Raw genomic sequence first — 16187 nt, 5'->3', positions numbered from 1 at the left:
GCGACCGCTCAGCCGCAGCCGTACCGGGCGGGGGTGTTCGGGGTCGTGCGGGACCCCGGCGATCTGGAACCGGCCGTCGGGCCCGGTGCGGGTCGCGGACGTCGTGCCCGGCACCTCGACGCGCATCGCGGCGAGGGGCTGGTCCTGCGGGCCGACGACCCGGCCCGCGAGCGCGCGCACCGTGACCTGACGCAGCCGCAGCGGCTGCAGGACCGGGGCGCGGCCGCTGTCGGGTGGTCCACCTGAGCCGGTACGTCGATCAGCAGCGCCGGGCGGGGCGCGGCGTCCAGCGCGCGCCACAGCGCCGCCGCTCCGGCTTCCAGCACCACCGGGTAGCGGCCGTCCCGGGTCGTGGCGGTGAGCACCCGGTCCAGCACGGCGAGCCCGGCCGGACCGGCCACGCTGAGCAGGTAGCGGACCGTGAAGCGGTACGGCTCGCGGACCGCGCCGCTGGAGCGCGTCTGCTGGGCCGGGCGCAGTTCGAGGGGCCACAGGGTCAGCCCGTCGGCGTCGCCGCCCGCGCGGGGTGGACCGATCGGGACTGGTTCCCCCGCCGCGCCGGTCAGCCATTCGACCAGCTCGGCGGTGGCCGTCTCGATCGGTCCGCGCCCGTCGACGGTCATCGCGGCGGCGTCCCCTGGATGCGGTACGCGATGGCCTCGTTCCACACGTGCGGGTAGACGCCGATCTCGAAGTAGCGGGTGAACCGGTTGATCGGCGCGTTGGTGTGGTCGTGGTAGAGCAGCCAGATCGGCGCGATCGTGAAGAGCGCGTAGTTCGCCAGCACCAGCGGGATGTACAGCGGTCCGAGCAGTCGCGCCTGGAAGATGTGCACGTCCTCGTGGCGTTGGATGCCGGAGTTGGATCCCGCGCAGACGGTGCCGATGGTGGTGGCGTAGCGCGGGGAGACCCCCTCCACCACGCAGACCCGGCCGCTGGCGGCCGACGTGGGCCGGTCCAACGAGTGTCCGAAGACGAGGTGCACGACCAGGTAGATGGCTCCGACCAGCGTGTTGAGCAGGCTCCACGTATGGTCGACAACGAAGAGGACGATGCCGCGCGCGTCCGGGGCGTACACCCCGGCGGAGGTGACCGCCCAGCCGAACACGGCCCCGACCAGCAGGCCCACGACGGCCCCGACGAGCAGGCCGATCGGCCCGCCGGCCAGGAGGCCGAAGACGGCGCCGGCAGCCATCTGGATCACCGCGCTGAGGATTCCGAAGATCATGACGACACCCCCTCAGACCCAGGAGCGGAAGACGCGGGGCTCGCGACCGCTCGCGAGCTGGGTGGGGGTGGCCTGCCGGTTGCCGGGCGGGAACTGGTTGACGCCGAGCGCGGCGGAGAAGATGACCAGCGCGTTGAAGAACGCGATGACCCACTTCTCGCCGCCGACCTCGTCGGCGAACGCCGCCGAGAGGTAGGACAGCAGCAGGGCGATGGCGATGGCGATCCACTTGCGGAGCTTGTCGCCGCTCGGACCGATCAACCCGCCGATGACGTTGGTGGCCAGCAGGGTGGCGGCGCTCGCTCCCGCGAGACTGCCCAGGGCTGCCCAGGTGAAGAGATCGTTCACGGCGATCCCCCCTTTTCTGCAGTGGTGCGACCGGGATGTGGTGGTGGTGAGGCCGGCGCTCCCGCGCGGGGAGCACCGACGCCGGTCGCCGTCGTCGCGGGGCGGCCGGAGCGGGGACGCGGCCGGCCGAGGCCGGCCACCGGATGCGTCAGCCGGGCCCGGGCGCGCCGGCGGGCGGCCCCGGCGGGGTCGGGCCGGGCGCGGTCGGGTCGGTCGCGGTCGGACCGGCTGCCGCCGGCGCCGTCGAACGACGGCGACGCAACAGGAGTACGGCCACAGCGGTGAGGACGAGCAGCAGGAGTACGCCGCCGACGACCAGCAGCCACGGGAAACCACCCGAGTCGGTGTCGGCGGCTGCCGGCGAGGCCGAGGGGCGCGGCGGCGCCTCGGCGACGGCACGCAATTCCATCGGCTTGTCCTGGTTGGAGTCGACCTTCCAGGTGACCGATCGACCGTTGACGGTGCCATTGGTGTCGATCACCCGTCCGGGAAAGGTCACCGAGATCTCGAACGACATCAGCTTGAGGAAGGCCTGCTGCTGTTCTGGATTCTGCTGGGCGGCTTTCCCGCCGTATTTCTTCGGATCCAGCGGTAACGTGAAACGGTAGAAGTCGCCGTCCCGGACCAGTTTGACGCTCTCGCTGTCGAAGCCCGCCAGCGGCGCCTTGCGGTAATTGATCTGTGCGCCGAAGAGCTTGCTGTCCTCGTAGCCCGTCTCCTCGCCGGGAGGCAGCGCCGGAATGTTCTTCCGCAGCTCGGCGAACGCGGCCGGAATGTTCTTGTTCTGGGAGCTCAGCACCGACTTCTGGGCGGTCAGCAGCAACTGCCCGTCGACCGTGTCGTCGGCGTTCACGGTGAGCCCCATGTTGAGTTGCATGCAGCCGCTCAACGCGGCGAGAAGAAGGAGGCACACCGCGACGCGGAGTGCCCTACCGCGGTTGACGCTCCTGTTCATGCGCTCAGTGTGTGTGATCCAATTCACTATGAGCAGTCAGCGATCGGTCACTAGGTAGTCGCCGATTGTACCGGCGCACTGTCGTATTTGGCCGAGGCAGTGAGCGGTCCCGAAGAATAGACTGAAGCTTTGCGCCGCCGGCCGTATTGACGGGCGACTCAGCCCTGCGGCGGTCGCCAGTCGACGCACCAGGTCATGCTCCGCAGCGTGACGCTGGCCGGGACGAGGCGCAGCGCGGCGGTACGGGCCGCGAGGGCGAGAGGGCTCCGCAGTTGCTGGCCGTACCGCCCGGCGCGCAGGGACGCGCGGGCGATGGCCTGGGTGCGGGGGCGACGCTGCTCGTCGTACGCCGCCAGGGCGGCCGGCAACCCCTGCGCGCCCCCGGCGCAGGCCGCGCCGAGCACCACCGCGTCCTCGATGGCCTGGCCGGCGCCCTGCCCGAGGTTCGGCGTCATCGCGTGGGCCGCGTCGCCGAGCAGCGCCACCCGGCCCCGCACGTAGGACGGCAGCGGTGTGGCCAGGTGGTGGATGTCGTTGCGCAGCACCGCCCCGGGCGGGGTCGCCGCCAACAGCGCGGGGATGGGGTCGTGCCACGTGCCGAAGTGCTCCCGAACCGCCGCCAGCTCGTCCGGGGCGTGGCCGCCGGGCGGGGCGTTGCGGGCCGCGTACCAGTAGAGCCAGCCGTCGCCGATCGGCACCATGCCGAACTCGGCGGCCGGGCCCCAGGTGATCGCGGTCGGGATCGGTTCCGGGAACGCGATCGCGGCCCGCCAGGCCGTCGAGCCCGCGTACACCGGGGCGGGGATCTCCGGCCAGAGCTGGGCGCGCAGCCGGCTGCGCAGGCCGTCGGCGCCGACCACCAGGTCGGCGTGGAGGGTTCGCGGGCCGTCGGGCCCGCGGTAGCGCACCGTCGCGCGGTCGGGGTCGGAGTCGACGTGCTCGACCTCGGCCCCGGTGTGCAGCGACGACGCGGGCAGCGCCTCGCGCAGGATGCGGTGCAGGGTGGCCCGGTGGACGCCGAGCGCGCTGGTGCCGAGCTGTCGGACCATCTCTGCCGCGTCCATGCGGGACAGCCACCGGCCCTGTCGGTCGCGGACCCCACCGGGGGCCTCGGCGTGCGCGTTGGACCGCAGGGCCGAGCTGAGGCCGAGGGCGTCCAGGGCGCGTAGCGCGTTGGTCATCAGAGTCAGGCCGGCGCCCACCTCGCGCAGCTCCGGGGCGCGTTCCAGCACGGTGACCCGCCAGCCGCGCCGGTGCAGGGCGAGAGCCGCGCTCAGCCCGCCGATGCCGCCGCCGACCACCACGGCGTGCGAGTCGCTCATGTCGACCACCTTTCTACACCTGTAGAAGAGCGATACTACCTGCGCACCGCGCAGAGGAGGAACCCCGTTGAACGCCCGCGCCCACCGGATCGCGCTGTTGACCGACGCGGCCATCGAGCTGATCGCCGATGGCGGCATGCGGGCGCTCACCCACCGGGCCGTCGACGCCCGCGCCGAGCTGCCGCCCGGCACCACCTCGGCGTACCTACGCACCCGCCAGGCGCTGATCGAGGCGGTGGTGCAGCGCCTCGTCGAGCGGGACCGGATCGACCTGGCCGCGTACGACCTGCCGACCGAGCCGCCCACCCCACAGCCCGGTCCGCGCCTGGACGGCGACGACCTCGACCAGCTCGCCGCCGGGGTGGCCGAGGTGCTCGACCGGTGGCTGAGCGTGGGACGCAGCCGTACCCTGGCCCGCTACGCCTGCCTGCTGGAGGCGGTGCACCGCCCCGAACTACGCGGCATCCTGCGACACGGCACCGGCATCCGGGCCCAGTCCCGCGACCTGCTGACCCGAGCCGGCGCCACCGACCCGGACCGGCAGGGCGACCAGTTCGTCGCGTACGTCGACGGGTTGCTCTTCGACCGGCTGGTCGGCACGGGCGCGCTCACCGCCCCGACCCCGGGCACCCCGGCCAGCCGCGCCGATCTCGCGGACGCCGTCCGTACGCTGCTGCGCGCCCTGACCGGGAGGTGACCGGGGGCCGGTGATCGCGCGACGGCGGTCGGCGGGCGGCCCGGTAGGCGGCTGCGCCGCGCGATGGTGGACGATCGCGGAGGGAGCGAGCCGGCGGACGCCGGTGATCGCTGACGGCCGTACAACGCGTCGGTCGACCGGTGGGAGGTGGCGATGGCGTGGTTCGCGGGCCTGCGGGTCGCCGGCCACCGGTTGCGCCAGGGGTGGCGGCCGGTGCTGGAGGCGACCGTCGCGGCGACCGTGGCCTGGCTGCTCGCCACCCGCCTGCTCGGGCATCCACAGCCGTTCTTCGCGCCGGCCGCCGCGCTGATCGTCCTCGGTCAGGCCCGTGGGCAGCGCATCCGGCGGGCCGTCGAGGTCGTGCTCGGGGTGGCCGCCGGGGTGCTCGTCGCGGACCTGGTCGTGCAGGCGCTCGGCCCCGGCAGCACGTGGACGGTCTGCACGGTCATCCTGCTCACCGTCCTGCTCGCGGTCGCCTTCGGCGCCACCGGCGTCACCCTCGTGCAGGCCGCCGTCTCCGCGCTCTACCTGGTGGTGGTCGCGCCGCCGGACGGGTCACTGGTGCCGTTCCGCTTCGTCGACGCGCTGATCGGCGGCGCGGTGGCGCTCGCCGTCAGCCTCCTCGTCGACGCCCGGCACCCGCTCGCGCCGCTCGTCGTCGAGGTGCGGCGCACGTTCGACGAGCTGGCCGGTCTGCTGGGCGAGATCGCCGACGCGCTGGACGGGCGCGACGAGCCGGCGGCGGTGGCCGCCCTGGCGCGGGCCCGGGGCATGGACGCCCGGGTCGACGGGCTGCGGGACGGCGTGCTGGCCGCCGGCGAGGCGCTGCGGCTCAACGTGCGCCGACGCCGGCACATCGGTCGGTTGCGGTCGGTGGACGAGTCGGTCCGGCAGATCGACTACGTGGTCCGCAACGTCCGGGTGCTGGCCCGCGCGGGCGTGACGCTCAGTCGACTCGGGACCCCCACCCCGCCCGAACTGGGCGACGCGCTGCGCTGCCTGGTGGAGGCGGTCCGGGAGGCCGGCGCGGCGCTCGCCGCCGACCTGGACGGGCAGGAGGAGGTCGCCGACCGGCACGCCCTGCGGGCCGACGAGGCGGCGCTGGCTGCCGTCCGTACCGCGGGGCAGCTCTTCGGGTCGACCCAGACCCTCCCCCTCGCCATGATCATCGGCCAGGTCCGGGCGACGGCGATCGACCTGCTGCGGGGCGTGCACCCCGACGACGACGTCGCCGTCCTGGCCCGCGTGGACGCGGCCCTCGGCCTACCCGCCGTCTGACCGACACCGAGGGTCACCCGGTGAGCCACCCGGTGGCCCTCGCGCGGATGTCCGCGGGCAGCTCGTGGCCGCCCGGGAACTCCTCGTAGGTGACGTCGTAGCCGATCCCGCGCAGGTGCGGCACGAAGCGGCGGCTGCACACGTCGACGGGTAGCACCGGGTCGTCCACCCCGTGCGAGACGAAGATCCGTGGTCGCCCACGGACGACCGGCGGCGCGGCGAAGCCGGGGGAGAAGGCCAGCACCGCGTCGACCAGGTCGCCGTTGGCCAGGCCCAGCGAGAGCGCGTACGACGCGCCGTCGGAGAAACCGCCGAGCGTCACACCCTGTACCGGGTAGCCGTCGAACGCGCTGGCCAGCAACGCGTCGATGTGCCCGACGTCCACCCCGAGGCCACCGGCGATCAGGTCCCAACTGGTCGCCGACGACTGCGGGGCGATCAGCAGCAGGTGGTGCGCGTCCGCGACCGGCAGCAGCAGGTCCAGGCCGTGCCGGGCGGAGCCACCCGCCCCGTGCAGGAGCACCACCAGCCGGTACGCGGCCCCGTCGGCGGCCGGCTCCGGCACGTACGCCATCGCGGGCCGGCCACCGTCACCGCCGGGCAGCGGCACGATGCCGCTCGGCCCGGCCACCACCGGCGGGTGTGGGCGTGTGGTCAACCGGCCGTGCCGGTGACCCTGCGCGGGCGCCCGGCTCGGCGGCGCGGGGTCGGACACGGGCCACCAACTCCTCGCGGTCGACGAGAGGTGCGAGGCGGTTACCCGGCCGGCCGCCGGTTAACCGGGCGGCCGCTCAGGCGCTGTCCCGGGTCACCAGGTCGGACGGGAAGAGCGTCACGGGCGCTCCCGGGCGACCGGCCAGCACGGCGGCGGCCGCCGCGGCGGCGATCCGGCCCACTGGGTGGCTCGCGGTGGTCAGCGCCGGCGCGGTCATGCCGGCCAGCGGGATGTCGTCGAAGCCGGCCACCGCGACGTCACCGGGCACCCGGACGCCCTCCTCGCGCAGCTCCGCGATCACCCCGAGGGCCGTCTCGTCGCTGATCGCGTAGATCGCGTCGACGTCCGGCCAGCGCCGCAGCGCCTCGCCGGCCGCCTCCCGGCCCCGCGCTGCCGTGAAGTCCCCCACACGACCCGCTCCGGCAGGCCGGCCTCGCGCATCAGGTGGCGGTACGCCCGCACCGGCCGCTGCGCGCACGGCAGCCACCGCGGACCGGTCACCATGGCGATCCGACGGCGGCCCGTCCCGTACAGGTGGCGTAACACCGCGCCCGCGCCGGTGGTGTTGTCGACGTCGAACGACGGCACCGTGGCCGAGCCGATGCCGATCGAGGCGATCCGGCCGTGCAGCGCCCGGGGTACGGCCGCCAGCAGGTCCTCGGTGGTGTTGACCAGCACGACCCCGCACACGCTGCGGTCGGCGGCGAGCTGGTCGAGGCCGCGCGGGTCGCCCAGCGGCAGCCAGTGCAGGGCCACCCCGACGCCGGCCGGCGCGCACACCCGGGCGGCCGAGCCGACCACGCGGTCCACGTACGGGTCGTCCAGCACGGCCGCGCTGGTCCCCAGGGCGGCCACCACCAGCCGTACGCCGCCGCCGCGGACCAGTGCGCGGGCGGCCGGGTTGGGCACGTAGCCGAGCTGGTCGGCGGCCGTCACCACCCGTGCCCGGGCGGCCGGCGAGGCGAACCCGGTGCCGGCGATCACCCGCGAGGCGGTGGACCGGGACACTCCGGCGGCCCGGGCGACGTCCTCCAGGGTGGCTGGGCGCGGTGCCGCTGCCGTCATCGTGTCCTCCCCGACGACGCCCGCCCCCGGCGGGCGTGCGCCTGCCGGCCATCATCCCCCGACCTGCGGGCTTGCGGTAAGGGGTGGGGCCCGCTTGTGGTGGTAGCGCTCTCAGGTGTGCGATCGTGCCAGGAGATCACCCCTAGGAAGAGGACCACCCCGTGAGTGCCCCCACCAGTCCCGCCGTCGCCCCGGACGCCACCGCGCCGGCGCGGGCCGTCGTGCTCGCCCGCAACGGCGTCGCCCTGACCTTCACCCTGAACGGCCTGGCCGTCGGTAGCTGGTTCTCCCGGGTGCCGGCCGTCCGGGAGGCGCTGGACCTGTCCGCCGGCCGCCTCGGGCTGCTGTTGCTCGCGTTGAGCGTCGGCGCGCTGCTCGCCATGCCGACGTCCGGGCTGCTCGCCCAGCGCCTCGGCTCCGCCCGCACCGTGACCCTCTCGACCGTGCTGGTCGCGGTGGGCCTGATCGTGGCTGGGCTGGGCGCGACGGTCGCCGGGTCGGCCGCCGTCGTCGCGCTGGGCATGGTCGCCTTCGGCTACGGCTCCGGCGCGTGTGACGTGGCGATGAACGTCGAGGGCGCGGCGGTGGAGCGTCGGTTGGGGCGTACCGTCATGCCCCGTTTCCACGCGGCCTGGAGCCTCGGGTCGGTGGCCGGCGCTGGCGTCGGCGCCGGGGCGGCCCGCCTGGACGTGCCGGTGGGCGCGCACCTCGCCGTGGTGGCCGTGGTGGTCCTGGTCGGCACCTTCTTCGCGTCCCGGGCGTACCTGCCCCAGCCCGTCGTGGACGCGGCCAACGGGCCGACGGACACCAGCCCGGCCGGCCGTCGGCGGGCCCAGCTCGCCGCCTGGCGCGAGCCGCGCACCCTGCTGATCGGGCTGTTCGTGCTGGTGGCGGCCTTCACCGAGGGCAGCGCCAACGACTGGCTGGCGGTCGCGTTCGTGGACGGCCGGGACCTGAGCGAGGCGGCCGGTGCCGCGGTCTTCGGTGTGTTCGTCGTCGGCATGACCCTCGGTCGCACCGCCGGCACGGTCGCGCTGGACCGTTGGGGGCGGGTGCCGGTCCTCACCGGCACCGTCCTGCTCGCCGCCGCCGGCGCGACGCTGGCCGTGCTGGCCGGCTCGGGGCCGGTGGCCATCGTCGGCGTCGCGCTGTGGGGGATCGGCGCGTCTCTCGGCTTCCCCGTCGGCATGAGCGCGGCGGCCGACGAGGAGGCGCACGCGGCGGTACGGGTCAGCGTCGTCGCCGTGATCGGCTACACGGCCTTCCTGGGTGGCCCGCCGCTGCTGGGCCTGCTCGGCGACCACGTCGGCGTCCTGCGGGCGCTGCTGGTGGTGCCGCTGCTGCTCCTGCCGACGTTGGCCCTGGTGCCGGCGCTGCGCCCGCCGCGCGCCGCCGAGCGGGAGCAGTCGTCGGCAGCACAACAAAACTAGCCCGGATCAGGGCGTAGCGGTATCGGGCGCGCGGCCGAGTGCGCCGCGCGCCCGTGCTGGCTACGGTCGCCCGATGCCAACCGACGAGATCACCGCCGCCGCGGCGGGCACCTGGACCCTGGGCGACCGCACGGTGCGCCGGATGGGCTTCGGCTCGATGCGGATCACCGCGAACCCCGACCGCGAGCGCGCGATCGCGCTGCTGCGCCGCGCCGTCGAGCTGGGCGTCAACCACATCGACACGGCCGCGTTCTACGTCTCGCCCGGCGGAACCCTGCGGGTGGGCACCGGTCCCGCCCGGTACGCCACCGAGCTGATCCACGCCGCCCTCGCTCCGTACCCGGACGAGCTGGTGATCGTGACCAAGGTCGGCTTCGGGTACGACCCGGTGGACGGGTTCCGCGAGGCGGTCACTCCCGCGCAGTTGCGCGCGCAGGTCGAGGAGAACCTGCGTCGTCTCGGCCGCGACCAGCTCGACGTGGTGAACCTACGGCTCGGTCGGGGGCCGGGGGCGGTGCCGCTGGCCGAGCGGTTCGGCGCCCTGGCCGAGCTGCGCGACGCCGGGCTGATCCGGCACCTCGGGCTGTCCAACGTCCGGCCCGAGCAGCTGGACGAGGTGGCCGGCATCGCGCCCGTGGTCTGCGTCCAGAACAACTACGGCGTGGACGCCTACCGGGAACAGGACGCCTTCGTCCGGGCCTGCGGCGAGCGGGGAATCGCCTACGTGCCGTTCTTCGCGCTGGCCGGAACGTCCCGCGAGGCGGGAGCGACCGCCGCGCCGGGCGCGGCCGTCGAGGCGGTCGCCCGCGACCACGGCGTCACCCCCTCGCAGGTACGCCTGGCCTGGACCCTGCACCAGGGCCCGCACGTCCTCGCCATCCCCGGCACCGGCGACCCGGCACACCTGGTGGAGAACGTAGCCGCCGCCGCCCTCCACCTGACCCCGGAGGACCTGACCCGCCTGGGCTGACCGAACCTTGTCCCGGTGATCATGAAGTTGTTGTCAGGGATGCCGGCGTGTCACGTCAATAACTTCATGGTCACCGGAGCCAGACGCGCAGGGGGCCGATGGGGAGGAAGCCGGCTCGGCGGGCCGGGGGCAGGTCGGGCGCGGACTCGTAGCCGAGCAGGGTGACGTCGGGGCGGGTGACGACGACCGCACGCCAGATCTCGTCCGGGTCGTCCGTGGTGCTGAACAGGTTGGAGACGCCGCACGGGTCGTCGCCGCTGACCACCGCACCGCCGCTGACCGTTCCGTTCTCGTCGTAGCGGGCCAGCACCCGGATTCGCGGGTCGGCCAGCAGCGCCGGGCGGAACAGCTCTCCACCGCCGTGCGCGCTCGCCCAGGCCGCCAGCTGCTGCCCGGTGGTGACCGGAGTGAGCGGCGGGCCGTCCAGGGGCTCGGTGGGCGGGCGGTGGATCCACTGCGCGTCGAAGAGGATCCGGAACCCGTACGCCGTCAGGTCGAGGTCGGCGAAGCTGTCCTTCACCGACGCGCCGGCCCCGGCGTCGATCCGCGCGAGCAGCGCTTCGGGGTCGACGCCGGGGCGCAGGGTGACCGCGTCCGGATACCAGGGTGGGGAGCGGCGGGGCACCGACCACGCGTCAGCGTCGATCCGGCCGACCAGCCCGTGGCTGGCGCACACCACGTCGCACCATCGCGCGTTGTCGTGCGCCGCCGCCTCCCGCACGTCGTCCGGCACGCCCGGCAGCCTAGTCGGCGAGCACGACGAGCCGCTGGGTCGCGCGCGTCATCGCGACGTACCTGTCGACCGCCCCCTGGACGCCCTCGCCGAACGCCTCCGGCTCGACGAGGACGACCAGGTCGAACTCCAGCCCCTTGGACAGTTCCGGGCTCAGCGACCGGACGCGATTCGTCGTCGGCCGGAACGTGGGGTCCCCGATGACGCAGGCGATCCCCTCGGCGTGCTCCGCGAGCCAGCCGTCGACGATCGCGTCCCGGTCGCGTACCGATCCGTGGGTGACGGGGATCGCGTTGCCGCGGATCGAGGTCGGCACGTTCGCGTCCGGGAGTACGGCCCGGATGACCGGTTCGGCCTGCGCCATGACCTCCCGGGGCGTCCGGTAGTTGACGGTCAACGAGGTCAGGGTCACCTCGTCGAGCCCGACGCGGGCGAGTCGCTCCCGCCACGAACCGGTGAATCCGTGCCGGGCCTGGGCCCGGTCCCCGACGATCGTGAAGCTGCGCGACGGGCACCGCGACAGCAGCATCTGCCACTGCGCGTCGGTCAGCTCCTGCGCCTCGTCCACCACGATGTGCGCGAACGGGCCGGCCAGCAGATCCGCGGCGACGCCCGGGAGGACGGCCTCGTCGACAAGCGCGTCCTGCAGGTCCAGTTGGCGCAGGCTCGACAGCACGCCCTCGCCGTCGTCGTAGGCGTGCGCCTCGATCAGCTCGTCGACGACCGTCGCCATGCGTGCCCGTTCGGCGGCGATCGTGGCCTCGCGGCGGCGGGTACGCCGCGACGCCTCCGCATCGCCGAGCCGCTGTCGTGCCGCGTCCAGCAGCGGCAGGTCGGACACCGTCCACGCGCGGGCGTCGGCACGCTGGAGCCGGCGGACGTCGTCGGGACCGAGCCAGGGGGCACACCTGCGCAGATAGGCGGGTACCGACCACAGGTCCGCGACGATGTCGGCCGCGTCGAGCAGCGGCCAGGCGCGGTTGACCGTCGTACGGAGTTCCGCGTCGCGCCGCAGCGACGCGCGGACGAGGTTCTCGGGTTCGTCGCCGTCGTACCTGCCGACCAGGATGCTCAGCAGCTCGTCCCAGATCTCGTCGCGGGCCTCGTTGTGCGGGGTGCCCGGTCCGGGCGCCTCGAACGCCTGGGCCCAGTCGTCGGCGCTCAGCCGGATGTCGGTGTCGCCGGCCGTGACGGTCAGCGCCGTCGTCGGCGGCTCCTCGTAGAAGCGGACGGCCGCGTCGATCGCCCGTACCAGGCCGAGCGAGGACTTGAGGCGGTCCACCTCAGGGTCGCTCTCGACGGTCGCCGAGGCGCCCTGGGGTACGAGGTCCCGCAGGGTGCAGGTCTGCACGTCCTCCTCGCCGAGGCTGGGCAGGACGTCGGCGACGTACGCCAGGTAGGGCTGGTGCGGCCCGACGAACAGCACCCCGCCGCGCCCCTGCCGCAGGCGCGGGTCGGAGTAGAGCAGGTACGCGGTGCGGTGCAGGGCGACGACGGTCTTGCCCGTGCCCGGACCGCCGTCGACGACGAGCGCGCCCCGTGATCCGGCCCGGATGATGGCGTCCTGGTCGGCCTGGATGGTGCCGAGCACGTCGCGCATCCGGGCCGACCGGTTGCCGCCGAGGCTGGCGATGAACGCCGACTGGTCGTCCAGCGCGGCGTGCCCCTCGAACCCGTCCGGGGTGAACACCTCGTCCCAGTAGTCGCTGATCCGGCCGAGGGTCCAGCGGTACCGACGTCGGCTCGCCAGGCCCATCGGGTTGGCGTGGGTCGCTCCGAAGAACGGCGCGGCGGCCGGTGAGCGCCAGTCGAGCAACAGCCGGCGGCCATCGCCGTCGCTGAGGCCGAACCGTCCGATGTAGACGGGCTCGGGGTCGTCCGCGTGGACCATGCGGCCGAGACACAGATCCAGACCGAAACGAGACAGCGCACGCAGGCGGGCGGTCAGCCGTCGGATCTCCTCGTCCCGGACGACCGCCTGCCGACCCTTGCCCGCCGGTGCCCGACGCTCGGCGTCGAGCCGGTCGGACAGCTCGGCGGTGGACCGCTCGAGGCTCGCCGCGATCACGGCGAAGTGCTGCTCGTCCCGGGCGACGAGCGCCGGGTCGGCCTTGGCCGCGAGGTTCCCCGGTAGGTCGAACACACTGGCCGCCGCCGACGACACGTTCATCCTCATGGCTCCCGTTTCCGCAGGTCATGGCCTTGGACGGGCCATTCTGCGGCACGACGGGGGCCTTGCCGCAAGTCCCCCCATGCGGTATATGTTGGATATGGCGGGAGGGTTGTCCCCGCCCTCACGGCTTCCGTTCGGCGTAGACGAGATCCATCGTGTCGGTGCGCCCGGCCCACCGCAGGTCGAGATGCCAGCACCCCGCCTCGGGCAGGTCGATGATCGACGGGCCCGGCCCGCCGGCGACCTCGTGCGCCACCCTGGTGTCGGTGCCGTCCAGCGTCGCGGTGATCTTCAGCGTGGTCGACTCGCCCGGGTCCGGCGAGGTCGTCGCGGGTCGGGCCACCCAGAGGATCTTGTTGCTCGACGCGTCCGGTCGGACCTGCGCCAGCGGGTGGCCGAACAGCACCGCCACGATCTCACCCCGTGCGCCGAAGACGTGTGGCATGCGGGTGTCCCCGTGGAACCCCTCGTCCGCCCAGTCGGGCAGTGAACCCGTCTCGACGTGTCCCGCGCAGCCGGTCGGCGCGCTGGGATCGCCGGCCGCCGGCGGCGTGGCCCGCTCCCCGACCGAGCAGCCCGCCAGCACCAGTACCGACCCCAGCACGAAACTGCCCCAGGTGATCATTGCGCCCCCTCTCATACGGATGTCCCGCACCAGTCAGACACCGCCCGGGCCGGGCGGGTTCCTCGGCCGGGGACGCCGCCACCTGCGCCGACCACCTCTTCGGGCACACTTGGCGCCGTGGAACGTCACGAGTTCGGCACCGCCGTGCGCCAGTTGCGGGAGAGCACCGCTCCGGAGAAGGTCGGCCTGCCGGTCGGCCGTCGACGGACCCAAGGGTTGCGGCGGGAGGAGCTCGGCGAGCTGGCCGGGATGTCCGCCGACTACGTGCGCCGGTTGGAGCAGGGGCGCAGCCACCCCTCGGCCGGGGTGGTGAACGCCATCGCCCGCGCTCTGCGCGCCGGGCGGGCCGATTACGAGCGGCTCTGCGCGCTGGCCGGGTACGCCGCCGCGGACGGGCAGGTGCCGACCGAGGTCGGCCCGGGTGCGATGCGGCTGCTCGAACGGTTCACCGACACTCCGATGTTCGTCTCCGACGCGGCGATGAACCTGGTCGCCGTGAACGGCGCCTTCCTGGCCCTGAAGCACTGGCAGCTCACCGGGGACCCGTGGGAGTGGAACATCGCCTGGCGGTCGTTCTGCGATCCCTTCGACGGCTTCATGCAGTCCGCCGCCGACGCGACCGATCATGAGGCGGTCCTGGTCGCCCGGCTGCGGAGCGCGCAGTTGCGCTACCCAGCCGACGTGCCACTCGCCGCGCTGGTGGACGAGCTACGGAGTCGCAGTCGCCGGTTCGACGACCTGTGGCGGGTGCCACGATCGGTGGCGGCCCACGAGAGCAGTGCCGCCTTCATCCATCCGGACGCCGGCCCGGTCACGCTCGTTGGCAGCATGCTCGCCATCCCGGGCGACGATCTGGCGGCGCTGATGCTCACCGCGGCGCCCGGCTCGGCCGACGCGGCGCGTCTCGCCGAGATCGTCGACGCAGCCGGCGAACCGACGATCGTCAGGGTGGGCCAAGCCGGCCCAGGTTAACCGCGCCGGATCCAGCCAGAGTGGGTGACGTCCCCAGCGACACCCAACGAAAGCAGGTCCAGCAATGAAGGCAGTGCGTTTTCACGAGTTCGGTGGTCCCGAGGTCCTACGGTACGAGGATGTCGAGCTGCCCACCCCCGGTGCCGGTCAGGTCCGGATCCGGGTCGCCGCGACGTCGTTCAACGGTGTCGACGGCAACATCCGGGCCGGCTTCATGCAGGGCCCGATCCCGGTCGAGCTGCCGCACACTCCCGGCCTCGACGTCGCCGGCACGGTTGACGCGCTCGGTGACGGCGTGGACGACGTCGCGGTCGGCGACCAGGTCGTCGGCTTCCTGCCGATGACGGGGACCGGAGCGTCCGCGGAGTACGTGATCGCGCCGGTGGAGATCCTGACCGGCGCGCCCGGGAACATCCCCCTGGCCGATTCGGCGGCGCTCCCGCTGGTGGGCCTGACCGCGTGGCAGGCGCTGTTCGACCACGGGAAGCTGACCGCCGGCCAGCGGGTACTGATCAACGGCGCTGGAGGAGCGGTCGGCGGGTACGCCGTGCAGCTGGCCAAGGAGGTGGGCGCCCGGGTCATCGCCACGGCCAGCCCTCGCAGCGCCGAACGGGTCAGGACCGCGGGCGCGGACGAGGTGATCGACCACACCACCACCGACGTGACCGAAGCGGTGACCCAGCCGGTCGACCTGGTCCTCAACCTCGCGCCGGTCACCCCGGAGCAGTTGGCCGCGCTGGTCACCGTGATCCGGGACGGTGGCGCCCTGGTCAACACCACCGTCTGGATGCCCGCCCCCTCCGACGAGGGGCGCGGCGTGCGCGGCATCGACCTGTTCGTGCGCAGCGACGCCGATCAGCTCGCCGACCTGGTCGCCCGCGTCGGCACCGGTGAGCTGCGCGTCGAGGTCGGCCAGCGGGTGCCGCTGGCCGATCTGCCGGCCCTGCACGCGCGGGCCGGCGAGGGTGAGTTGCCGGGCAAGACCATCGTCGTCGCGCCCACGGCCTGAGCCACCCCGAGGAGCGCGCCCACGGCCTGGACCAACCCCGAGGAGACGGTACAGCCGCTGCGGCGCGGCCCGACGACGTGACCGACCTTCGCGCGACGCGCCGTCGCCGACGGCATCCGAGTGCTTGAGTCGCTCTCGAACCGAGATTTACGAAGGAGAAACCAGGATGATCCCCGACGACGACCCGTCCCGGTCGCTGACCGTTGCCGACCCGGACGACCCCGGTACGACGTACCTCTCGCTGGTGGGCAACACGTACGGCATGTTGATCACAGGCGAGCAGACCAACGGCAGGTACTGCCTGATCGACATGCGCGTCCCCGACGGCGGCGGGCCGCCGCCGCACCGGCACGACTTCGAGGAGATGTTCACGATTCTGGAGGGCGAGATCGAGTTCACCTTCCGCGGTGAGCAGCACACCGTACGGGCCGGTTCCACGATCAACATCCCGGCCAATGCGCCGCACAACTTCCGTAACGTCTCGGGAGCGCCGGCCCGGATGCTCTGCATGTGCACCCCGGCCGGGCAGGACGAGTACTTCATGCGGATCGGGGACGTCGTCGCGGGCGCGGACGCGCCGCCGCCGCAGCTGACACCCGACGAGCTGGGGGAACGCCGCCGTCGCGCGGCGGAACTGGCCTCGACGTACCGCAGCGAATTCCTCTGA

Annotated in this window: 17 protein-coding genes and 1 pseudogene; 7 read left to right on the top strand and 11 right to left on the bottom strand. The window is 73.7% G+C overall.

Features of this window, described 5'->3' with window-relative positions; genetic code table 11:
• Nucleotides 1-8 precede the first annotated feature (8 nt).
• From ACQP0N_RS17520 to ACQP0N_RS17500, 5 genes are all read right to left on the bottom strand, one after another.
• Nucleotides 9-623, bottom strand: coding sequence for a hypothetical protein (locus tag ACQP0N_RS17520; protein ID WP_433111624.1), 615 nt, complete (start codon nucleotides 621-623; stop codon nucleotides 9-11).
• Nucleotides 620-1228 (bottom strand): glycine zipper family protein, encoded by a 609-nt coding sequence (locus ACQP0N_RS17515; protein ID WP_433111621.1) that lies wholly within the window; start codon nucleotides 1226-1228, stop codon nucleotides 620-622. Before ACQP0N_RS17515 ends, ACQP0N_RS17520 begins: the two co-directional genes overlap by 4 nt.
• A gap of 12 nt (nucleotides 1229-1240) precedes the next feature.
• The gene (locus ACQP0N_RS17510; protein ID WP_355051204.1) at nucleotides 1241-1576 is read right to left on the bottom strand and encodes a hypothetical protein; all 336 of its coding nucleotides are present in this window, start codon (nucleotides 1574-1576) and stop codon (nucleotides 1241-1243) included.
• 148 nt (nucleotides 1577-1724) lie between these two features.
• Entirely contained in the window at nucleotides 1725-2531 is an 807-nt protein-coding gene (locus tag ACQP0N_RS17505; RefSeq protein WP_433111618.1) for an LppM family (lipo)protein, read from the bottom strand.
• A gap of 158 nt (nucleotides 2532-2689) precedes the next feature.
• Nucleotides 2690-3853 carry an FAD-dependent oxidoreductase gene (locus ACQP0N_RS17500; RefSeq protein ID WP_433111615.1) on the bottom strand — a complete coding sequence of 388 codons (1164 nt, stop codon included), beginning with the start codon at nucleotides 3851-3853 and terminating at the stop codon, nucleotides 2690-2692.
• A gap of 67 nt (nucleotides 3854-3920) precedes the next feature.
• Between ACQP0N_RS17500 and ACQP0N_RS17495 the strand changes: the two genes are divergently transcribed.
• Nucleotides 3921-4550 (top strand): TetR/AcrR family transcriptional regulator, encoded by a 630-nt coding sequence (locus ACQP0N_RS17495; protein WP_433111612.1) that lies wholly within the window; start codon nucleotides 3921-3923, stop codon nucleotides 4548-4550.
• Between the two features lie 153 nt (nucleotides 4551-4703).
• Nucleotides 4704-5828 (top strand): FUSC family protein, encoded by a 1125-nt coding sequence (locus ACQP0N_RS17490; protein ID WP_433111609.1) that lies wholly within the window; start codon nucleotides 4704-4706, stop codon nucleotides 5826-5828.
• 13 nt (nucleotides 5829-5841) lie between these two features.
• On the opposite strand, the gene ACQP0N_RS17485 is transcribed toward ACQP0N_RS17490, so the two are convergent.
• The 3 genes and pseudogenes from ACQP0N_RS17485 to ACQP0N_RS17475 all read right to left on the bottom strand — a co-directional run.
• Nucleotides 5842-6543 (bottom strand): alpha/beta hydrolase, encoded by a 702-nt coding sequence (locus ACQP0N_RS17485; RefSeq protein WP_433111606.1) that lies wholly within the window; start codon nucleotides 6541-6543, stop codon nucleotides 5842-5844.
• Between the two features lie 76 nt (nucleotides 6544-6619).
• On the bottom strand, nucleotides 6620-7231 hold the full coding sequence (locus ACQP0N_RS17480) for a substrate-binding domain-containing protein (RefSeq protein ID WP_433121679.1): 612 nt from the start codon (nucleotides 7229-7231) through the stop codon (nucleotides 6620-6622).
• Between the two features lie 272 nt (nucleotides 7232-7503).
• Nucleotides 7504-7608, bottom strand: a pseudogene (locus tag ACQP0N_RS17475) (LacI family DNA-binding transcriptional regulator); the annotation flags it as partial.
• Between the two features lie 161 nt (nucleotides 7609-7769).
• Between ACQP0N_RS17475 and ACQP0N_RS17470 the strand changes: the two are divergent.
• Both ACQP0N_RS17470 and ACQP0N_RS17465 read left to right on the top strand, forming a co-directional pair.
• On the top strand, nucleotides 7770-9038 hold the full coding sequence (locus ACQP0N_RS17470) for an MFS transporter (protein ID WP_433111603.1): 1269 nt from the start codon (nucleotides 7770-7772) through the stop codon (nucleotides 9036-9038).
• A gap of 73 nt (nucleotides 9039-9111) precedes the next feature.
• Nucleotides 9112-10008, top strand: coding sequence for an aldo/keto reductase (locus tag ACQP0N_RS17465; protein ID WP_433111600.1), 897 nt, complete (start codon nucleotides 9112-9114; stop codon nucleotides 10006-10008).
• Between the two features lie 70 nt (nucleotides 10009-10078).
• On the opposite strand, the gene ACQP0N_RS17460 is transcribed toward ACQP0N_RS17465, so the two are convergent.
• The 3 genes from ACQP0N_RS17460 to ACQP0N_RS17450 form a co-directional block, all read right to left on the bottom strand.
• The gene (locus tag ACQP0N_RS17460; RefSeq protein WP_433111597.1) at nucleotides 10079-10741 is read right to left on the bottom strand and encodes a hypothetical protein; all 663 of its coding nucleotides are present in this window, start codon (nucleotides 10739-10741) and stop codon (nucleotides 10079-10081) included.
• A 10-nt stretch (nucleotides 10742-10751) separates the two neighbouring features.
• Complete coding sequence (gene helR, locus ACQP0N_RS17455) at nucleotides 10752-12911, bottom strand: RNA polymerase recycling motor ATPase HelR (RefSeq protein WP_433111594.1); 2160 nt, start codon at nucleotides 12909-12911, stop codon at nucleotides 10752-10754.
• Nucleotides 12912-13035: 124 nt separating this feature from the next.
• On the bottom strand, nucleotides 13036-13539 hold the full coding sequence (locus tag ACQP0N_RS17450; RefSeq protein WP_433111591.1) for a hypothetical protein: 504 nt from the start codon (nucleotides 13537-13539) through the stop codon (nucleotides 13036-13038).
• 117 nt (nucleotides 13540-13656) lie between these two features.
• Here ACQP0N_RS17450 and ACQP0N_RS17445 point away from each other — a divergent pair, with 117 nt between their 5' ends.
• The 3 genes from ACQP0N_RS17445 (at nucleotide 13657) to ACQP0N_RS17435 (ending at nucleotide 16187) form a co-directional block, all read left to right on the top strand.
• Nucleotides 13657-14511 carry a helix-turn-helix domain-containing protein gene (locus ACQP0N_RS17445; protein ID WP_433111588.1) on the top strand — a complete coding sequence of 285 codons (855 nt, stop codon included), beginning with the start codon at nucleotides 13657-13659 and terminating at the stop codon, nucleotides 14509-14511.
• A gap of 64 nt (nucleotides 14512-14575) precedes the next feature.
• Complete coding sequence (locus tag ACQP0N_RS17440; protein WP_433111585.1) at nucleotides 14576-15520, top strand: NADP-dependent oxidoreductase; 945 nt, start codon at nucleotides 14576-14578, stop codon at nucleotides 15518-15520.
• A 166-nt stretch (nucleotides 15521-15686) separates the two neighbouring features.
• The gene (locus ACQP0N_RS17435) at nucleotides 15687-16187 is read left to right on the top strand and encodes a cupin domain-containing protein (protein WP_433111582.1); all 501 of its coding nucleotides are present in this window, start codon (nucleotides 15687-15689) and stop codon (nucleotides 16185-16187) included.

Source organism: Micromonospora sp. CA-246542 (assembly GCF_050942905.1).
Taxonomy (GTDB): Bacteria; Actinomycetota; Actinomycetes; order Mycobacteriales; family Micromonosporaceae; genus Micromonospora.
This window is presented reverse-complemented; position numbering and strand designations above follow the sequence as displayed.